Consider the following 17,926-nt stretch of genomic DNA (forward strand, 5'->3'; position numbering starts at 1 on the left):
CGTGCCACCCCGTAGCGGCGTCTCCCAATTGCCCGAGCCTCTGCGCGATGAGCTGAATCGCCGGCTGATCGCGGGATCGTTCTCGGGTTACGAGGCGCTGGCCGACTGGCTGGTCGAACAGCACTGCGAAATCTCGAAGAGCGCATTACATCGCTATGGCCAGAAGTTCGAGGAGCGCATCCGCGCGCTCAAACTCAGCACCGAACAGGCCAAGGCCATCGTCGCGGAGAGCCCGGACGACGAAGGCGCCATGAACGATGCGCTGATGCGGCTCACCCAGGAAAAGCTGTTCGGCGTGTTGATCGACCTGGAGCTGGATCCCGACACGGTGGACTTTCCCAAACTCGCGCGCGCGATCGCGGAGCTGACGCGCGCCTCCGTGCAGCAAAAGAAGTGGCAGCGCGAGGCGCGCGAGCAGGCGCTCAAGGAAGCCGCGCAGCGCGTCGAGCAGGCTGCGACCTCGCAGGGCATGGGCACCGAGCAGGTCCAGTTCTGGCGCCAGCAAGTGCTCGCGGGGATCTGATGGGCACCCTCCAGGCTTTGGGCGACGTGCAGCGCATCGTCGGCTGGGAAGAGCTGCCGGACAGCGTGCGTGCGATCCCGGCGGACTTCGATCCGTCGGCCACCGGCGTGCTGATGCATCACCAAAGCGAATGGATACTGATCGCCGCCCCTATCAAGGTCTGCGACAAGGGCCGCCGAACCGGCATCACCTTTGCCGAGGCTCTGGACGATACCGTCACCGCCGCCAGCAGCCGCGAGGCCGGCGGCGACAATGTCTACTACATCCCAGACGCCAAGGAAAAAGGGCTGGAATTCATCGGCTATTGCGCCAAGTTCGCGCGCGTGATCGCCACCGCACAGGGCCAGGGCGTTTCCGGCATCGAGGAGTTTCTGTTCGAAGATCAGGACGAGCGCGGCAATACCAAGCACATCACGGCCTGGCGCATCCGCTTTGCCAGCGGTTTCTCGGTCGTCGCGCTGTCCTCGCGCCCGGCGGCGATCCGCGGGCTGCAGGGTATCGTCGTCATCGACGAGGCCGCGTTCCATACCGACGTGCAGGCGGTGCTCGACGCCGCCACCGCACTGCTGATCTGGGGCGGCAAGCTGCGCATTATCAGTACCCATAACGGTAAGAAGAACGCCTTCAATCAGCTGTGCAAAGACATCGAAGCCGGGCTGTACGGACCAGATGCCTGGCGCTACACGGCCACGTTCGACGATGCGGTGGCCAACGGCCTGTACGAACGCGTGTGCCTCAAGACCCGCGAAACCCCCACGCCCGAGGGCAAAAAGGCTTGGTATACGCGGGTGCGGCGCGGCTACGGCTCTCGTGTATCCGCCATGCGCGAGGAGCTGGACGCGATCCCGCGCGACGGCGGCGGCAAGGGCATCCCAGGCGTGTGGATCGAGCGTGCGATGTGCGACGGCCGTCCCGTCCTGCGGCTGGCGCTGGACGAATCGTTCATCGAACTGCACGAGGACACGCGCATCGCCTGGTGCGATGACTGGATCGGCGAGCGGCTCAAGCCGCTGATCGAGAGCCTGGATGCGCGGGCGCGCTATGCGATGGGCATGGACTACGCACGCCACCGGCACTTTTCCGTCATCGTGCCTGCGGAGATCGACCGTGTGCTGACGCGCAGCGTGCCCTTCGTGGTGGAGCTGCACAACGTGCCCACGCGGCAACAGGAGCAAATCCTCTGGTCGATGATGGACGGCGTGCCGAACTTCCCGGTGCTGGCGGTGGATGCCACCGGACCCGGCCAAACGATCGCCGAATACACCTGGGATCGCTACGGCGAGGGCCGTGTGCACCAGGTCACGCTGAGCCGTCCCTGGTACGGCGAATGGATGCCCAAGTTCACCGGGGCGTTTGAAGACGGCACCATCCAGATTCCGCTGGACGACAACCTCGACGGCGATCTGCGCATGATCGAAGCGGTGGACGGCATCCAGATGGTGCCCAAGATCGAACGCAAGGATCTGAAGGAACCCGATCTCAAGCGCCACGGCGACTTTGCCATTGCCGGTGCACTGATGTGGTTCGCCAGCCTGCAGAACCCGTATCAGCCAGCCACCTATGAGCCCGTCAGCGCACCCGCTGGCCGTGCCGCCGGCGGCGGTTTCATGCGACCACGAAACAACGACGACGCGCCCGCACATGGCTGGCGCGTCAAAGGGGTGATCTGATGGCCCTATCCCGCATTCTCGGCCCCGACGGGCAGTTCATCGATCTGCGCCAGCTGGAAGAAGACGTCGACCTCGGCGGCCTCACCAGCGTGCGCCAGGTCTGGCACGAGTCGGTCGCGCGTGGGCTGACGCCGGCGCAGCTCGCCGGCGTGCTGGAACGTTCCGCGCAGGGCGACGCGGACGACTACCTCACGCTGGCCGAGGAAATGGAAGAGCGGGACGCGCACTACGCGGCCGTGCTCTCGGTGCGCAAGCGCGCCGTCGTGGGCCTGCCGCGCCTGGTCGAGGCCGCGTCCGAATCGGCCGACCACGTGAAGCACGCCGACTTTGTGCGCCAGGTCATCCGCCGGCCCGCCACCACCGAACTGGTGGCCGATCTGACCGATGGCATCGGCAAGGGCTACTCGGTCTGTTCGATCCGCTGGCTGCGCCAGGCACAGTGGACGCCGGGCGAATACCCGCATATGGATCCGCGCTGGTTCCGCTACGACCGGGATACCGGCCGCGAGCTACGCCTGCTCGACCCCTCCCACACGGATGGCATGCCGCTGCAGCCCTTCGCCTACGTCGTTCACCAGCCGCGCATCAAGACCGGCCTGCAGATCCGCGCCGGCCTGGCGCGCCTGTGCGCCTTCATGTTCCTGTGCAAGTCGTATGCGCTCAAAGATTGGGTGGCCTTCGCCGAAGTGTTCGGCATGCCGCTGCGCATCGGCCGCTACGGGCCGAACGCGAATAACGAGGACAAGGCCGTGCTGCGCCGGGCGCTGTCCTCGATCGGGACCGATGCGGCCGCCATGCTCAGCGACTCGCTGAAGATGGAGTTCCACCAGCTGGGCAACGTCACCGGCGGCGCGGATCTGTACGAGAAGCTCTGCACCTTCGCGGACAAGCAGATCAGCAAGGCGGTGCTCGGCCAGACCGGCACCACGGATACGGAGCCCGGCGGCATCGGCAGCGGCTTTGCCGAGGTCAAGAACGAGATCCGTGGCGACATCCTGGCGGCGGATGCCTTCGACCTGGAAGTCACGCTGAATCGCGATCTGGTGCGGCCCCTGGTGGACCTCAACTTCGGCCCGCAAGAGGAGTATCCGCGCCTCATCCTGCAAATCACCGAGCCCGAGGATGTGAAGGGCATCGCCGACTATCTGAAGGTGATGGTGCCCCTGGGCCTGGAGGTCGAGGAAAAATGGGCGCGCGACAAGATCGGCGCGCCGGAGCCGGCCAAGGGCGCCAAGCTGCTGCGCTCGCCGATGGCGGCGCCCGCCGCCCTGAATCACCACGTTGCCCTCAACGCCGCGCAGCGCGCGCAGGATGCGACGCCGGGGCAGGTGGAGCGCGTGAGCCGTGAAGCGGATGCGCCGCTGGACGGATGGATCGACGCCGCGCGCCGGCTGCTGGACCAGGTGCAGAGCCTGGAGGAATATCGCGACGGCCTGCTGGCGCTGCACGCGCAGATGCCGACGGCGGACTTCCAGGCACTGCTCGGCGATGCCCTGACGGCGGCCGAGCTGGCCGGCCGCTACGACATCCTGGCCGAGGCCGGGCAGGTCCGCTGAGGTGCCCGGCAGCGTCGAACACGGCTCGCTGCCCTTTGGCGAGCAGATCGAGTTCTTTCGCGGCAAGCTCAACCTGCCCACGGCGAGTTGGACCGATATCTTCGACGGCCAGCATGCCCGTGCCTTCGTCGTCGCCGGGGCGATGAAGGATGATCTGCTCACGGATCTACGCGGCGCTGTGGACAAGGTGATCGCCGACGGCGCCACCCTGGAGGATTTCCGCAAGGATTTCGATGCGCTGGTCCAGCGCCACGGCTGGGTCTACAACGGCGGCCGCAACTGGCGTACCCGCGTGATCTACCACACCAATCTGCGCCAGAGCTACAACACCGGGCGCTGGCAACAGCAGCAGCAGGTGATCCGCACGCGGCCGTTCTGGCGCTATCGGCACAGCCCGTTTCAGGAGCACCCGCGTGCCGAACATCAAGCCTGGGACGGTTTGGTGCTGCGCCATGACGACGCCTTCTGGTCGACGCACTACCCGCAAAACGCCTGGGGCTGCGACTGCGATGTCGAAACCCTGTCGGAACGGGACTTGAAACGCCTCGGCAAGGACGGCCCGGACCAGGCGCCAGCGATCGAGTACGAGGAGCGCACGGTGGGCGTGCGCGGCCCCAATCCGCGCACCGTGCGCGTGCCCAAGGGCATCGACCCCGGCTTCGGCTATTCGCCTGGCGAGGCGGCCTACGGCAAACCGTTGGCCGATGAAGTGATGGACGGCTGGCGCGCCCAGGGCGCGCCGGCCTGGGACAAGCTCACGCCCAAGACCTGGATGGAGTTCGACCGGCCGCCGCGCATCCCGCTGGACCCGCCGCGCGTGGGCCTGCAACCGCCTGCGGTCTCGCGCGAGGATCTACTGCGGCGCGTGCGCGAGACCATCGGGGGGCCGGAAAAGGTCTACGACGTGCAGGGCCTACCCGTGGCGATCAACGCCGAGTCGCTGGCCGAGCATATCGACGATTTCGGCCGCGCCGCCTACCTGCCGCTGCTGGATGACACTCTGGCCGACCCCTTCGAAACCTGGGTCTCGTTTGAGCGCCACAAGGCCACCGGCTACGTGGCGCTGCGCGCGCGGGTGATCAAGGGCTTCGACCTGGGCAAGGGCCGGGGTTTACTGCTGGTGGCCAACGCCGTGCGTGGGCGCCTGGAAGGCTGGACCGTCATCCCCACCGGCAACCTGGCTGATCTGCAACGGCAGCGGCAGGGTGAGCTGATCTATGGGAGGCCTGGGTGAAGGCGCGTTGCCTCCCTGCGCGGAGGCCGGCAATCGCCAGGACTGGAACGGGACGCAGCCCTTGTCCTGACGCCGTGAGGCGATCCTAGCATGGCCGGCGCGCGCTACACGATCGAGTTCGACGGCACGCTGGCGTCCAACGCCTTGAGCCGGGCAATGGCGCTGCTCGGCGACATCACGCCGATCATGCGCGACTACGGCGAATACCTGTTGATCTCGCATCGCGATCGCTTCGAGCGGCAGGTGAGCCCGGCCGGCAAGCCCTGGGCGCCCTTGTCGCCCGAGTACCAGGCCCAGAAGAAAAAGAACGCCAGCCGCATCCTGGTGCTGGAAGGCTTCCTTGCCGGTACCCTGCGCTACAACGCCGGGCCGGACGGCCTGGAGTTCGGGACCAACCGGCCCTATGGCGCGGTCATGCAGTATGGCGCCGCGCAAGGCGTGTTCGGCCGCACCCGGCGCGGCGGGCCGATCCCCCGAGGCGACATCCCGGCGCGGCCGTGGCTGGGCCATTCGGCCGCCGATGACCGTGAGCTGGTGGACATCACCCAGGACCATCTGCAGATCGCGATCGACGCCAAGCCCTGAGCGCGCCGCCAGGGCCGCGCGGGGCCGTCCGGCGCGCAACGACACCAAGAATTTCTGTAATCGCCTTACGCGAGCGATTAAAGGCCAATTAAAGGGGTCAGCGCCAGCTTGCGCGGCGTGCGTCCGGTGCTTCATGCTGGTCGGGCGCCACTGATGGGTGCGGCTAACCGCCGTTAGCGTTATCCGCCGCCGGGCGACCGCACACACTGCGGTCCATGCCCCAGACGCGTATTTCCGCCCTGTGTTTCGAGTTGCCAACGGCTGATGCCGCTGGCGCCACGATGACGCTGATTCCCGCCCCGGACGCCGAAGGCAAGGTGCGCGGCGTGGACGGGCGCACGTTCCAGCTCGCCAACCCCGGCGCCGTCATCGCGGCGTGGACCCGGTCGCGGGCGATCACCGAAAACCATGCGCGCGTGCTGGCGGCCCCAAAGGGCGGCCGCGCCCCGGCTTTCGGCTGGATCGAATCCATCCGCGCCGCCGCCGACGGCGGCATCGAGTTCACGCCGGACTGGAATGCGCGCGGTGAAGCAGCCATCAACGGCCGCGATTACCGCTTTCTGTCTCCCGAGTTCGAGCACGACGGCGACGGCAACATCCTGGCCGTGGTCGGCGCCGGCCTCACCAACGATCCCAACTTCCCGCAGCTCGCCCTCAACCGCGAGAACGACGACCCGGAGCACCCCATGTCTTTGAAAGCCATAGCCGCGGCACTCGGCCTGCCCGAAACCGCCGACGAATCCGCCTGCCTGACGGCCATCAACAGCCTCCAGCAGGACAAGCAGACCGCCCTCAACGCGGCGCAGACGCCCGACCCGACGCAGTGGAAACCGGCCGCCGAGCTGAATGCCGCGCTGGCACGCGCCACCACCGCCGAGACCGCGCTCAACGCTGAACGCGCACAGGGCCGCGAGGCCGAGATCGTGGCGCTGGTCGACCAGGCGCAGGCGGACGGCAAGGTGATCCCGGCCACCCGCGAGTACTACCTGGCCAACTGCCGCGCCGATGGCGGGCTCGAACGCTTCAAGGCGGCGCTGGCCGCCATGCCCGTGATCGGCGCGCCGCCGGTCAACCCCGGCGACAAGCCGCCGGCCGGGCAGGCCGGGCAGACCGCGCTCAATGCCGATGAGCAGCTGATCTGCCGGCAGATGGGCGTCACCGAAGAACAGTACCTGGCGGCTCGGGCGTAAGCCCGCACCCCTCACACACGGAGTCACGCAATCATGACTGCAGCCATTCAAGGCCGCGCCACCGCCCGGCGCGAGAACCTGCTCATCAACAAGCCCGTCTCGGGCAGTGCCACGATCTACGCGGGCACGATGTTCGCGCTACTCGCGGCGGACGGCATGGCCGTACCGGCCGGCACCGCAGGCAGCGGCCAGGCACTCGCTGTTGCCCGCTATACCGTGTCCGGCGAAGGTACGGACGGGCTCAATCGTGTGGACGGCGAACGCGGCTGTTTCAAGTTCGCCAATTCCGCCGCCGGCGACGAAATCACCCACGCGCACATCGGCCAGGCCTGCTACGCGGTGGACGACCAGACCGTGGCGCTGACCGATGGCAGTGGCTCACTCTCATTGGCCGGCGCCATCGCCGACGTGGATTCCGATGGCGATGTCTGGGTGCAGATCATGCCCGGCGCCCTCGGTCCCGCAGGTCCGGCCGGCCCCTAAGCCCAGGTTCTCCCTACCCGATTCTCGGAGCGCATCACATGCAGATCAATCAGGCGAATCTTCGCACCCTCAACACCGGCTACAAAGCCGCGTTCCAGCGCGGCATCACGGCCGCCCAGGCGCAGACGCAGTACAGCCGTTTCGCGACGATGGTGCCCAGCGGCACCGCGAGCGAAGAATATGGCTGGCTGGGCAGCTTCCCGAACGTCCGCGAATGGCTCGGTGATCGCGTGGTCCACGGTGTCAAGAGCCACGGCTACACCATCAAAAACAAGGATTGGGAGCTGACGGTTGGCGTGCCGCGCAACGCTGTCGACGACGACCAGCACGGCATCTATGCGCCAATGATGGAAGAAATGGGCCGCTCGGTGGAGGCGCATCCTGATCAGATGGTATTCGGCCTGGTCAAGGATGGCGCAAGCCAGCTGTGCTACGACGGCCAGAACTTCTTCGACACGGATCACCCGGTGCTCGATGCCGCCGGCGGGGTGCAATCCCAGAGCAATTGGGACGACAACTCCGGCGCCGGCACGCCCTGGTATCTGTTGGACCTATCTCGCGCACTGCGGCCGATCATCTTCCAGGACCGCAAAAAGCCCGAGTTCGTGTCCAAGAACCAAGTCACCGACGACAACGTCTTCTGGGCCAAGGAATTCGTCTACGGCGTGGACTGCCGCCGCAACGTGGGTTACGGCTTCTGGCAGCTCGCCTATGGATCCCGCAAGGCGCTGGACGAAACCAACCTCATCGCCGCGTACACCGCCATGACCGAACGCACGGGTGATTTCGGCCGCCCGCTGGGCATCAAGCCCAACGTGCTGCTGGTGCGTCCCGGACAGGAGTTCGCTGCCCGCAAGCTGGTCAGCGCCAGCACGCTGGCCAACGGCGCCGAGAACGTGCTCAAGGGCCTGGTCGAGGTCGTCAGCTCCCCCTGGGTCATCTGATCCGCAGCCATTCCCCCCCCCAGCGAGGCGCATTGACCCGCAGCGGATTCCCCGGATCGGTTGAGGCGAGCGCAGACGAAATCCTGCAGCGGGTGGTCGGGGATGCCCTCGCCGCAGGTCCAACAGGGTCAACACATCATGCCGCAATTCATCCGCATCACCGCCAAGCCCCGCGAAGGCTTTCGCCGCGCCGGGATGCATCACCCCGCGACAGCCGTCGATCACCCGATCGATACCTTGAGCGACGAGGACATCGCTGCGCTCAAGGGCGAACCGCGCCTGATCGTCGAGACGGTCGAGATCGATACACCAGCGCCAGCCAAGAAAGTGCCGGCCAAGAAAGTCGCCCAGACGAAGTAATTCGCAATGAGCTATGCCACGCCAGCCGACTTGATCGCGCGCTTCGAGGCGGACCTCGTCGCTCAGCGTGCGGCACCCGAGGGTCTGCGCGTGACCGGGGACATGCTCAAGGCGGGCATCGCCGGCGAGCTGGGGGACTACAACGCGGAGGAGGTCGCCGCGATCGATGCGGCGATCGCCCGCATCGAAGAGGCACTGTCCGACGCCACGGAGTTCGTCAACACGCACGTCTCGGATCTCTACGCGGTGCCGCTGTCGCCGCTGCCGCTGATGATCGTGCGTAATACCTGCTCGATCGCGCGCTTCTATCTCTGGGGCGACGCCGCGGCCAAGGACGGCGTGGAAGAGCGCGACTACAAGATCGCGGAAAAGACCCTGCAGGCGGTGCGCGACGGCAAGCTCGCACTGGGCAGCGCCACCGCGCCGGCGCCGGCCGCGGAGCATGTCTCCGGCGAGGTCTTCGGGCCGGCGCGGCTGTTCACGCGCGACAGCATGAAGGGCCTGTGAGATGAGCGACTTCCTCGTCCTCGAACAACAGCTCGTGGAGCACCTGGCCGGCCAGGTGGAATTCCAGGGCCGGCCGGTGGACGTGAAGTCCGGCCGCCAGGTGCCGCGCGACAACGCCACCGCCGAGCCGATCCTGCGGGTGCCGGCACTGCTGGTGACCTATGACGGTTATCGCGTGCTGGAAGCGGCCAAGCGCCAGGTGCGCATCGGTCAGGGGTATTCCGTCACCGCCGTGCTCGCCAACCTGCGCGACGGCGAACGCCTGGGCGCGCGGGAGGATGCCTCGATCCTGCTCGACGACGTGATCGGCATGGTCCACGGCTGGGTGCCGCCGTACCAGTCCGGCCGCGCGTTCAAACCGCTCGCCTTGACCGACCCGGCCTACCCGCCGCAGTACGGCGTGCGCAACGCCTATTTCCCTCTTTCATTTACCACCGAGCGCTCGTTGACGGGCGCGCAGCCTGGAGTCACCTCATGAGCGGAATCCTGTGTGCCGGCGATGTCTATTTCGACCGGCTCGACGATGCCGGCCAGTCCACCGGCATCGTCTACTTGTTCGACGCGAAGAAGTTCGCGATCACCGAGCCCACGCAGTCCGTGATCCGCGAGTCGCGCGGGCGCGATGACTACGGCCAAGCCAAGGACGTGGTCTACATCAAGAGCCCCGCCACGCTGGCGATCGAGGCCGACGAGGTCAACGCCGCCGTGCTGGGCCTGGCGCTGATGGGCGATGTGGCCGCGCTGACGCAGGCCGACGGCACGGTCACGGACGCGGTGGTCGGGCTCAAGCTCAACGCCAGCGTGCAGCTGCCGCACGTCAATATCAATGCAGTCGGCGTGGTGCTGACCAATGCCGCCGGCGATGTCACCTATGTCGAGGGCACGGACTATTCGATCAACCGCCGCATGGGCTGGATGCAGGGGCTCAGCGCTGGTGCCGTCGCCACCGACAACAAGCTGAGCTACGCCTACAGCGAGGTCACCGGCAGCACGGTGACGGGCGGCTCCAAACCGGTGATCCGCGGCCGCGTGATCCTGGACGGCATCAACCTGGCCGACCAGTCGCTGGTCATCGTAGACGTGCCGGAAACGCGCCTGGCGCCCACCGGCGAGCTGGACTTTGCCTCCGGCGCCTATGCGCGGGTGGCCCTGTCGGGCTTGCCGCGCACACTGCCGGGCCAGACCGGGCCCTACACCGTCACCCTGCGGGCGGCCTGAGCCATGCCCCGCAAACCGACCACCGGCCCGGACCCGATCGCACCCGAAATCGGCGACACGCCCGGCGATTACGGCGCGCCGCCACCCTTCGACTCCGAGCTGGAGCGCAGCGCGGAGCCGGCTCGGGTGGCGGTGGTGCTGCGCACACCGCACAACCATGCCGGCGTCCAGTACGGCGCCGGCAAGACCATCGAGGTGTCGCCCCAGATCGCCGACTGGCTGCGCCAGCGCGGCGTGATCTGACTCCTTATTTACAGGCCCCTTTGATGGGGCCTAAACACGGGTAGACCGATGCTCAATTTGAACGACATGCTGTTGCTGCTGCGCTTGATCGATGCCTGGTCCTCGCAGCAGCAATCCGGCCATGAGGACTGGAGCGCGCTGCTGCTGGCCCACGGCGAGGATTTGATCCGTCTGGTGGCGCTGATCTGCGACCGCCCGGATGCCGCCACCATGCCGCTGGATGAAGCAGTGGACCTGCTCAATCAGCGCGCGCCGGACTTTATCGACCGCGCGGGCGCCTACCTGGGTGAGAAGGTCTTGCCCGGCGTGGTGCGCTTGCAGGCTTTGTCTACCCAGTTGGACGCCGCGGCGAATCCGACCACCAGCCGCCAGTAAGCCCCGGAGCGCGGCATGGCCAATGCCCTGGAAATGCTGCTGCGCATCGCCCTGCGCAAAGAGGGCGTGGACTCCGGGCTGCGCGAGACCCGCCAGGGCGTGCGCGATCTGGGCGACAGTGCACAAGGCGCCAGCGCCACCACCACGCGGCTCGGCGGTGGCCTCGGCAGCCTGACCAAAACCGCCGCCGGGCTGGCCGCCGGGCTGCTGGGCGGTGCCGGCCTCATCGCAGGGCTCAAGGCGTCGGTCAGCGCCTCCACCGACTTCGGCGGCAAAATCGCCGAAGTCAGCACCCTGCTCGATGACACCAGCGGCCTCGACGCGCTGACCGCCAAGACGCGTGACCTGGCGCGCGAATTCGGCAACGCGCCGACCGAGCAGGCGCAGGCGCTCTACAACATCATTTCCGCCGGCGCATCGGATTCCGCCGACGCCATGCGCCTGCTGACGGACGCCAACAAGCTGGCGTTGGGCGGCGTGACCGACGTCAATACCGCGGCGGACGGCCTGACCTCGATCCTCAACGCCTACGGCATGGAAGCGGGGCAGTCCACGCGCATCAGCGACGGCCTGTTCGCGGCGATGCGCGCCGGCAAAACCACCATCGGCGAGCTGTCGTCCAGCCTCGGCCAGGTTACGCCGATCGCCGCCCAGGCCGGCGTCTCATTCGAAGAGGTGGCGGCCGCGACCGCCACCCTGACCAAGGGCGGCGTCAGCACGTCCCAGGCCGTGACCCAGCTGCGCGGCATCATCAGCTCGGTGCTCAAGCCGACGAGCGAGGCGGCGAAACAGGCCGAGGAACTGGGTCTGCAGTTCGACGTGCAGGCGCTCAAGGCCCAGGGCCTGTCCGGATTCCTGCAGGCCGTAGCGGACAAGACCGGCGGCAACACCGAACAGATGGCGATCCTGTTCAGTCAGGTCGAGGCGCTGGGTGGCGCGCTGAGCCTGACGGGGACGCAGGCGAACGACTTCGGCGCCGTGCTCGACAGCGTCGAAAACAGTGCAGGCGAGACCGACAAGGCCGTCGCCAAGATCGCAGGCGATGACCGGTCCAGCCTGCGCCGCTTCGGCTCCGCGATGACCGACATCGGCATCACGGCTGGCGGCCTAATTGCCAAGGCCCTGGTGCCGCTTGCCGACGCGGCAACGAATATCGTCAACGAGTTCAATGACAGCGCCCAAAGCAGCGACGACCTCGGCGAATCGGTCAGCGCCGCAGCGGCCAAGATCGAACCGGCGCTACAGATCATTGTCGGTTCCGCGCAGGCGCTTGGCGGCGGGCTGCGCGCGTTCTTCAATTTGGTCCAGATTACTGTGGCCAGCGTGCTGCAGTTCGTGGTCGACAAGGTGGCCGTCGCCGCCGAGGCGCTGAGCCAGGTCACCTTCGGCGATCTGTCGGATGACCTCGAACGCCACGCGGCGCTGATGCGGCAGACGTCCGCCGACCTCGGCGAACGCATCCAGGGCGACCTTGGCGACATTGCCGAGGCCGGCGAAACCGTCCGCAGCGGATTCGCCCGCGCCGCCGAAGGCGTCAGCAGCCTGGGCGCCGGGGCGGATAGCGCCTCACCGAAGGTCCAGGCGCTGAGCGCAGACACCCGATCTGCAGGCGACGCGGCCGGTATCACTGCAGAACAACTCGACGCCCTGGGAGACACTGCCGAAGTCGCTGGCGGGCGCGTCGTCGACAGCGCCGCCGATGCCGGAAGCGCCGTCGAAAACTTGGGAGGCCAGGGCGAGCAGGCCAGCAACAAGCTGGTCGAGGGCGCAACCAGCGCGGCATCAGCAATAGACGACGTCGGTGACGCTGCCACTGACGCTGGAAAGAAAGTCAAGTCGGTCGGCGATGCGGCCGGCCTCACCGTCGAACAGTTCGACGCACTGGGAGACGGCGCCGAAGTCGCTGGCGGGCGCGTCGTCGACAGCGCCGCCGATGCCGGAAGCGCCGTCGAAAACTTGGGAGGCCAGGGCGAGCAGGCCAGCAACAAGCTGGTCGAGGGCGCAACCAGCGCGGCATCAGCAATAGACGACGTCGGTAACGCTGCCACTGACGCTGGAAAGAAAGTCGAGGCGCTCGGCCCCACAGCCGCCGACGTTGAACAGGCTTATCAGACGCTCGGCATCACCAGCAGCGCGACGCTCAAGCAACAGGCACAAGAGGCACGCGAAGCGGCGGAGGCCATCCGTGCATCTGGCGCCCCACTGGCGGATCAGGAAAAGGCTTGGCTTGCAGTGCTGGAAGCCGAACTCAAGGCCGCCGATGCGGCGGGCGACGAGTTCGCGGTCAAAGTCATCGCCGCCAATGCGAAGGCCCTGCCAGGCACCGAGAATTTTCGCGTCAAGGTGCGCGAGATTGCCGACAAGTATGTCGAGGTCGGCGAAGCGGCAACGGACGCTGGCCAGCAGGCGGCCGATGGCGCCAAAAAAGCGACCGATGCGCTCGAACCGTGGCGGCAAAAAATCGTGGATGTACAGAATGCTGCACGCGAGGCGGCCGCAGAGGCAGCCAAGGTCTACGACGTCAGCGACCATGATCCGCGCGCAATCCCCGACCGCACCACGTCCACCGCCGGCTCCAGCCTCCCGGCTGCCGCAAACCTGCTCACCGGCGACGATCGCGACATTCTGCAGCTCCTCGCCGCGCAGCTGCAGAAGCAGCAACTCCAGGACATCTACAGCCGCAACAGGGGCGTGAATACAGGCTCGCTGTCGGGTGCGTCGGCGGACGCGTCCCAGCGCATTGTCAATGAGTTGGAAACGCTCACCCGCAAGCTCGCCGGCGGTGGCGCGAGCGCCGAGGCGGCGCGCAAATCGATCTACCGCCAGCTGGGCATTCCCTATACCTCGCCCGGCTCCAGCTCGGGCGGCTCAGTCACGATCGACTATCCGACGACGCCCGGCACTGGCGGCGGCGGCAACCCGATCCAATTGCCATCGACCGGCGGCACCGTCGACTTATCCTCAGCCGTCAGCGTCCTGCAATCGATCGACCGCCGACTGCAAATCATCAGCGGTCAGATCGACGACGCCGTGCGAGGGCAATACCGGCCCAGCTCCAGCGTCAGCGCCGCCGACATCCTCCGCGAGCTTGAGCGATCCGCCGGGGTCAGCAGCTGATGGCGATCACCCTCGCATCGATCGCCCTGCCTGACGACCTGGTCTGGACCGACGAGTTTGTGCACGAGCCCGTCGGACAGGCCCTCCAGCGCACGCTGGGCGGCGCACAAATCATCGAAGAGACGGCATTGATCGCCGGCCGCCCGATCACGCTGGGCACGGACAACCAGTGGATCACGCGCAGCACGCTGCTCACGCTGCGTGCCCTGGCGGACACGGCGGGACAGATACACACGCTGGACCTGCGCGGAGACGAATACGACGTCGTCTTCCGGCGCCCCGCGATCAGCGCACGGCCAGTGATCGAGTTCGCCGACCCCACGGTCGACGACTTCTACGCCGTGCAAATCAACCTCATCACGGTCTGAGCCCATGACGATCACAACGCAAGACATCCAGCTCTACCAGCCCGAAGTCCTCGACGACACGCCCAACGGCGGCGGCCGCATGTCGCCCAACCAAGTCGTGGACGGCGACCTGAACAACGTCTTCGACGATCAGTCGCGCTTCGACCGCGTCACCGGCCGCGTGAGCCTACGCAAAGGCTGGATGGCCGTCATCAGCGAGAACCGCACCAAGCTGCTCGGCGCGCACGCCATCCTGCTGCAGCGCGCGCTCGATCCGCTGGTCCACGTCTCCATGTTCGGGCGCGACAATCACACGGACCGCCGGGATGCCGCCCAGGCGCACCTGGAACAGTACCTGGCCGCCGGCGCCACGCTGCCGTACTACCCGTACGACACCCAGCCCGAAGGCGCGCTGATCGTCTCCCTGCTGACGGAATTGGCCAACACGCCGCCGGCGGCCGGCGATGTGTTGGTGCTGTCGGTCGAGCATGGCAGCGTCAACGTCGGCGAGCAGCAGTTCGTGCGATGCATCAAGGTCGAGGTCAGCCAGATCACCGCCACGGTGCCGCCCAACTCCAGCACCAAGACCTTGCAGCTGCTGGACATCACCATCGACCAGCCGCTGCGCTTCGACGTGCCGGGCGAGAACTTCGGCTTCACTCAATCCAGCCAGCAGAAAACCGCCGTGCGTCGCACCACGCTGGCGGGCGGCAAGCGCTACTACTCCATCCACAAGATCGTGGAGCCGATCACAGCAGGGGACAGCAGCTGCAGCGTCGAGTCCATCCTTACCCCGATGGTGCCCGCCGCGCAGCAGGAAACCGCCATCGTCGATCAGCAGATCGGCAGCGACACCACGTCCTTGGTGGCGATCGGCGACCCCGGCACGGCCGGCGAGCTGGCCGAAGCCGTCCGCGGTGTGGCCATTACCAGCAACGCCGTCGCGGCGGTGCTGGAGCACTCGGTGATTCCCGGCAGCGTCACCGTCAGCCTGCGGCCCACCGGCGAGTCGACCGGGCACCAGCACGTTCTCACCGACAACGGCCGCGGCGTCCTGGTGCGGGACGCCGCCAGCGGCGCCAGCGTGCCCGCGCAGTGTGCCGGCACCGTGGACTACCGCTTCGGTCAGATCGTCGTCACCGGCATGAGCATCGCGGACGGCTCGCTCGACCCCGCCAACAGCACCGTCACCTACCGGCCCGCCGTCGCGATCACGGACGTGCAGCATACCGACGGTGTGGAGATCGACGTCAGCAACCGCGGCCTGGTGTGGACGCGCACCCTGCTGCCCAAGCCCACACCCAGCGCCCTGCAGATCGAGTATCGCGCGCTCGGCCGCTGGATCACCCTGCGCGATCGAGGGGACGGCACCATTGCCGGCTCCTCCGGCGAGGGCAGCGGCACCATCAACTACGCCACCGGCTCGGTCAATCTGACGCTGGGCGCGGAGCCGGACATCGGCAGCCACCTACTCTATGGCTGGGGCAGCGGTGCGCACTACAAGGGCCCGGCCGGCACCGTGCAGGCCAAGACGCCGGAAATCGTCATCCAGCTCGACGAGGCACCGGCCAAGCCCGGCACGGTCACTCTGGAGTACAGCAGCGGCGAGGATGACTACAGCGCCACCGACGACGGCACCGGCGGCTGGACGGGCGACGCCACCGGCAGCATCGACTACGCCGCCGGCGAGATCCGCGTGCAGTTGACGCAGGTGCCTGCGTCTGGCGCATCGCTCGATGTCGACTACCAAACCGAGGGCAACCGCTACACCGAAACGCCCACGCCCGGCGGCAGCGGCGGCGTGGTGGAAATCCAGCTCGACAACGGCGCGGTCGATCCGCGCAGCATCCGCATTCGCGCCGAGTTCAGCGCCTCGGCCGGCACGGCGGACCCGTTCGCCCTGCAGCTGATCGATGACGGCGCCGGCAGTATCGTCGTGCGTGACTCCGTGACCGTCCCCGGGTTCAGCGCCGCCTACGTGCGGGCCGGCGAACCGATGGGCACCATCAACTACAGCACCGGCCTCATCGAGCTGGACGAAACCGTGGCCGGCGCCATCTCTCACCTCAGCTACAGCGGCTTCGGCTCCGGAACCTGGACCGACGACCCCTACGACCTCCTATGGGAATCTTTCACCGACGTGCGCTACAGCTCCGCCGGCGCGCCGCAGGCGCAGGCAGACGCGGCCACGTTGGACAGCCTCACCCTGCAACTCAGCGGCGACGACCTGCTCTACGGCGTCCAAGCCGCGAGCCTCTGGGTCGAGTTCAACGGCCGCCGCTACTACGACCGCAACGGCGTCGTCTACTACCGGGACAGCAATGGCAACGAGCAGACTGCCGGCAGCATCGACTACGCAGCCGGCCTGATCATCCTCACCAGTTGGGCCGCCGGCGCGCCCACCGGCAACGTGCGCGGCGTGCTCGTCGCCTACGGTCGCTGGCCGATGACGGCCGCCTTCTGGCGCGTTCCGGCCGAGCAGGTCAAGTCCGCCTCATTCCAGGCCACCTACACCCGCATCGGGGAGACCGATCCCGACCAGGCCGTCTCCGACAACGCCGGAGACATCGCGGGGGACGGCGGCTTCACCGGCACCATCAACTACGACACCGGCGTCTACTCGCTGGCATGGGCGGAGTCCGAAGTCCTACCGGAGCTGGCCACCTACAACGCCGTGGCCGTGCAGTACCTGCCGCTGGACCCGGAGATCATCGGCCTGGACCCGGTGCGCCTCTCGGCGGACGGCCGTATCCCGACGGTGCAGGACGCGGACGTGGCCGTCATCCACAACACCCAGACCACCGCGCTGCCCAATCCCGCCATCGCCGGCCAGACCTACAGCACCCGCGCCTACATCAGCGCGCTGGACCTCTACGACGCGGACGGCGAGCGCATCCCCACCGACCGCTACACCTGGGACAAGACCACCGGCGACGTGACGATGGCAAACCCCCTGGACCTGGATGACTACACCCAGCCGCTCACGGCGCATCACCGCATCGAGGACATGCTGCTGGTCACGGACGCGCAGCTCAGCGGCCTCGTCGACCTCAACGCCCAGCTCACGCACGACTACCCGGCGGACACCTCGTTTCTATCGACGGCGCTGCCCCTGGGCAATGAGCTACAAGCCAGCGCCTACGGCGTGTTCTCTCAGACCACGTGGACCGACGAATGGTCGGATGAGCTGATCGGCACGCCCGCCGTCGGCCAATACAACGCCACCGTCGCGCCGATCATCACCACCAACAAGGGCGCGATCCGCGAGCGCTGGCGCGTGGAGTTTACGAGCGTCACGGCCTTTCGCGTCATCGGCGAAACGGTCGGCCAGGTCGGCGTCGGCGACACCGAAACCAACTGCCTGCCGATCAACCCCGCCACCGGCGCCCCGTACTTCGAGCTGCAGGCCGCCGGCTGGTCCGCGGGCTGGAACATCGGCAATCAGCTGCGCTTCAACACCGAGGCGGCCGCGCGGCCAATCTGGTTCAACCGCTGCACCTTGCCCGGCCCGCTGACCGATCCCGAAGACCGGTTCCAGGTCGAGCTGCGCGGCGACGCCAACTGATAGGAGATT

At 67.3% G+C, this 17,926-nt stretch carries 17 protein-coding genes; all 17 read left to right on the forward strand.

Annotation, left to right across the window (positions count from 1 at the left end; translation table 11 throughout):
• Positions 1-28: 28 nt before the first annotated feature.
• Positions 29-523: a DUF3486 family protein gene (locus RM530_RS03935; protein WP_311363907.1), complete on the forward strand. Its 495-nt coding sequence runs from the start codon at positions 29-31 to the stop codon at positions 521-523.
• Complete coding sequence (locus RM530_RS03940; RefSeq protein WP_311363908.1) at positions 523-2,193, forward strand: hypothetical protein; 1,671 nt, start codon at positions 523-525, stop codon at positions 2,191-2,193. Before RM530_RS03935 ends, RM530_RS03940 begins: the two co-directional genes overlap by 1 nt.
• Positions 2,193-3,749 carry a DUF935 domain-containing protein gene (locus RM530_RS03945; protein WP_311363909.1) on the forward strand — a complete coding sequence of 519 codons (1,557 nt, stop codon included), beginning with the start codon at positions 2,193-2,195 and terminating at the stop codon, positions 3,747-3,749. The genes RM530_RS03940 and RM530_RS03945 overlap by 1 nt, the downstream gene beginning before the upstream one ends.
• A 1-nt stretch (position 3,750) precedes the next feature.
• The gene (locus RM530_RS03950; protein WP_311363910.1) at positions 3,751-4,983 is read left to right on the forward strand and encodes a PBECR2 nuclease fold domain-containing protein; all 1,233 of its coding nucleotides are present in this window, start codon (positions 3,751-3,753) and stop codon (positions 4,981-4,983) included.
• A 90-nt stretch (positions 4,984-5,073) separates the two neighbouring features.
• On the forward strand, positions 5,074-5,568 hold the full coding sequence (locus RM530_RS03955) for a phage virion morphogenesis protein (RefSeq protein ID WP_311363911.1): 495 nt from the start codon (positions 5,074-5,076) through the stop codon (positions 5,566-5,568).
• A gap of 281 nt (positions 5,569-5,849) precedes the next feature.
• Positions 5,850-6,758: a phage protease gene (locus tag RM530_RS03960; protein WP_311363912.1), complete on the forward strand. Its 909-nt coding sequence runs from the start codon at positions 5,850-5,852 to the stop codon at positions 6,756-6,758.
• Positions 6,759-6,791: 33 nt separating this feature from the next.
• Positions 6,792-7,241, forward strand: a complete 450-nt coding sequence (locus tag RM530_RS03965; RefSeq protein ID WP_311363913.1) for a hypothetical protein — start codon at positions 6,792-6,794, stop codon at positions 7,239-7,241.
• Positions 7,242-7,279: 38 nt separating this feature from the next.
• Positions 7,280-8,185, forward strand: coding sequence for a Mu-like prophage major head subunit gpT family protein (locus RM530_RS03970; protein ID WP_311363914.1), 906 nt, complete (start codon positions 7,280-7,282; stop codon positions 8,183-8,185).
• Between the two features lie 138 nt (positions 8,186-8,323).
• Positions 8,324-8,545, forward strand: coding sequence for an HI1506-related protein (locus RM530_RS03975; protein WP_311363915.1), 222 nt, complete (start codon positions 8,324-8,326; stop codon positions 8,543-8,545).
• 6 nt (positions 8,546-8,551) lie between these two features.
• Complete coding sequence (locus RM530_RS03980) at positions 8,552-9,052, forward strand: gp436 family protein (protein WP_311363916.1); 501 nt, start codon at positions 8,552-8,554, stop codon at positions 9,050-9,052.
• Position 9,053: 1 nt separating this feature from the next.
• A complete protein-coding gene (locus RM530_RS03985) occupies positions 9,054-9,530 on the forward strand; it encodes a phage tail terminator protein (RefSeq protein WP_311363917.1) in 477 nt (158 codons plus the stop codon).
• The gene (locus RM530_RS03990; RefSeq protein WP_311363918.1) at positions 9,527-10,270 is read left to right on the forward strand and encodes a phage tail tube protein; all 744 of its coding nucleotides are present in this window, start codon (positions 9,527-9,529) and stop codon (positions 10,268-10,270) included. The genes RM530_RS03985 and RM530_RS03990 overlap by 4 nt, the downstream gene beginning before the upstream one ends.
• Positions 10,271-10,273: 3 nt before the next feature.
• On the forward strand, positions 10,274-10,513 hold the full coding sequence (locus RM530_RS03995) for a DUF7210 family protein (RefSeq protein WP_311363919.1): 240 nt from the start codon (positions 10,274-10,276) through the stop codon (positions 10,511-10,513).
• A gap of 48 nt (positions 10,514-10,561) precedes the next feature.
• On the forward strand, positions 10,562-10,888 hold the full coding sequence (locus tag RM530_RS04000; RefSeq protein WP_311363920.1) for a hypothetical protein: 327 nt from the start codon (positions 10,562-10,564) through the stop codon (positions 10,886-10,888).
• 15 nt (positions 10,889-10,903) lie between these two features.
• Positions 10,904-14,005 carry a phage tail tape measure protein gene (locus tag RM530_RS04005; protein WP_311363921.1) on the forward strand — a complete coding sequence of 1,034 codons (3,102 nt, stop codon included), beginning with the start codon at positions 10,904-10,906 and terminating at the stop codon, positions 14,003-14,005.
• A complete protein-coding gene (locus RM530_RS04010) occupies positions 14,005-14,373 on the forward strand; it encodes a hypothetical protein (protein WP_311363922.1) in 369 nt (122 codons plus the stop codon). The genes RM530_RS04005 and RM530_RS04010 overlap by 1 nt, the downstream gene beginning before the upstream one ends.
• 4 nt (positions 14,374-14,377) lie before the next feature.
• Positions 14,378-17,917, forward strand: a complete 3,540-nt coding sequence (locus tag RM530_RS04015) for a hypothetical protein (RefSeq protein ID WP_311363923.1) — start codon at positions 14,378-14,380, stop codon at positions 17,915-17,917.
• Positions 17,918-17,926: the final 9 nt, after the last annotated feature.

The sequence above is a fragment of the Banduia mediterranea genome (assembly GCF_031846245.1).
GTDB classification, from domain to species: Bacteria; Pseudomonadota; Gammaproteobacteria; order Nevskiales; family Nevskiaceae; genus Banduia; species Banduia mediterranea.

Coding starts and splice junctions, on each gene's coding strand:
- RM530_RS03940 (WP_311363908.1), top strand. CDS start 523: ATGGGCACCCTCCAGGCTTTGGGCGACGTGCAGCGCATCGTCGGCTGG.
- RM530_RS03945 (WP_311363909.1), top strand. CDS start 2,193: ATGGCCCTATCCCGCATTCTCGGCCCCGACGGGCAGTTCATCGATCTG.
- RM530_RS03955 (WP_311363911.1), top strand. CDS start 5,074: ATGGCCGGCGCGCGCTACACGATCGAGTTCGACGGCACGCTGGCGTCC.
- RM530_RS03960 (WP_311363912.1), top strand. CDS start 5,850: ATGACGCTGATTCCCGCCCCGGACGCCGAAGGCAAGGTGCGCGGCGTG.
- RM530_RS03965 (WP_311363913.1), top strand. CDS start 6,792: ATGACTGCAGCCATTCAAGGCCGCGCCACCGCCCGGCGCGAGAACCTG.
- RM530_RS03970 (WP_311363914.1), top strand. CDS start 7,280: ATGCAGATCAATCAGGCGAATCTTCGCACCCTCAACACCGGCTACAAA.
- RM530_RS03975 (WP_311363915.1), top strand. CDS start 8,324: ATGCCGCAATTCATCCGCATCACCGCCAAGCCCCGCGAAGGCTTTCGC.
- RM530_RS03980 (WP_311363916.1), top strand. CDS start 8,552: ATGAGCTATGCCACGCCAGCCGACTTGATCGCGCGCTTCGAGGCGGAC.
- RM530_RS03985 (WP_311363917.1), top strand. CDS start 9,054: ATGAGCGACTTCCTCGTCCTCGAACAACAGCTCGTGGAGCACCTGGCC.
- RM530_RS03990 (WP_311363918.1), top strand. CDS start 9,527: ATGAGCGGAATCCTGTGTGCCGGCGATGTCTATTTCGACCGGCTCGAC.
- RM530_RS03995 (WP_311363919.1), top strand. CDS start 10,274: ATGCCCCGCAAACCGACCACCGGCCCGGACCCGATCGCACCCGAAATC.
- RM530_RS04000 (WP_311363920.1), top strand. CDS start 10,562: ATGCTCAATTTGAACGACATGCTGTTGCTGCTGCGCTTGATCGATGCC.
- RM530_RS04005 (WP_311363921.1), top strand. CDS start 10,904: ATGGCCAATGCCCTGGAAATGCTGCTGCGCATCGCCCTGCGCAAAGAG.
- RM530_RS04010 (WP_311363922.1), top strand. CDS start 14,005: ATGGCGATCACCCTCGCATCGATCGCCCTGCCTGACGACCTGGTCTGG.
- RM530_RS04015 (WP_311363923.1), top strand. CDS start 14,378: ATGACGATCACAACGCAAGACATCCAGCTCTACCAGCCCGAAGTCCTC.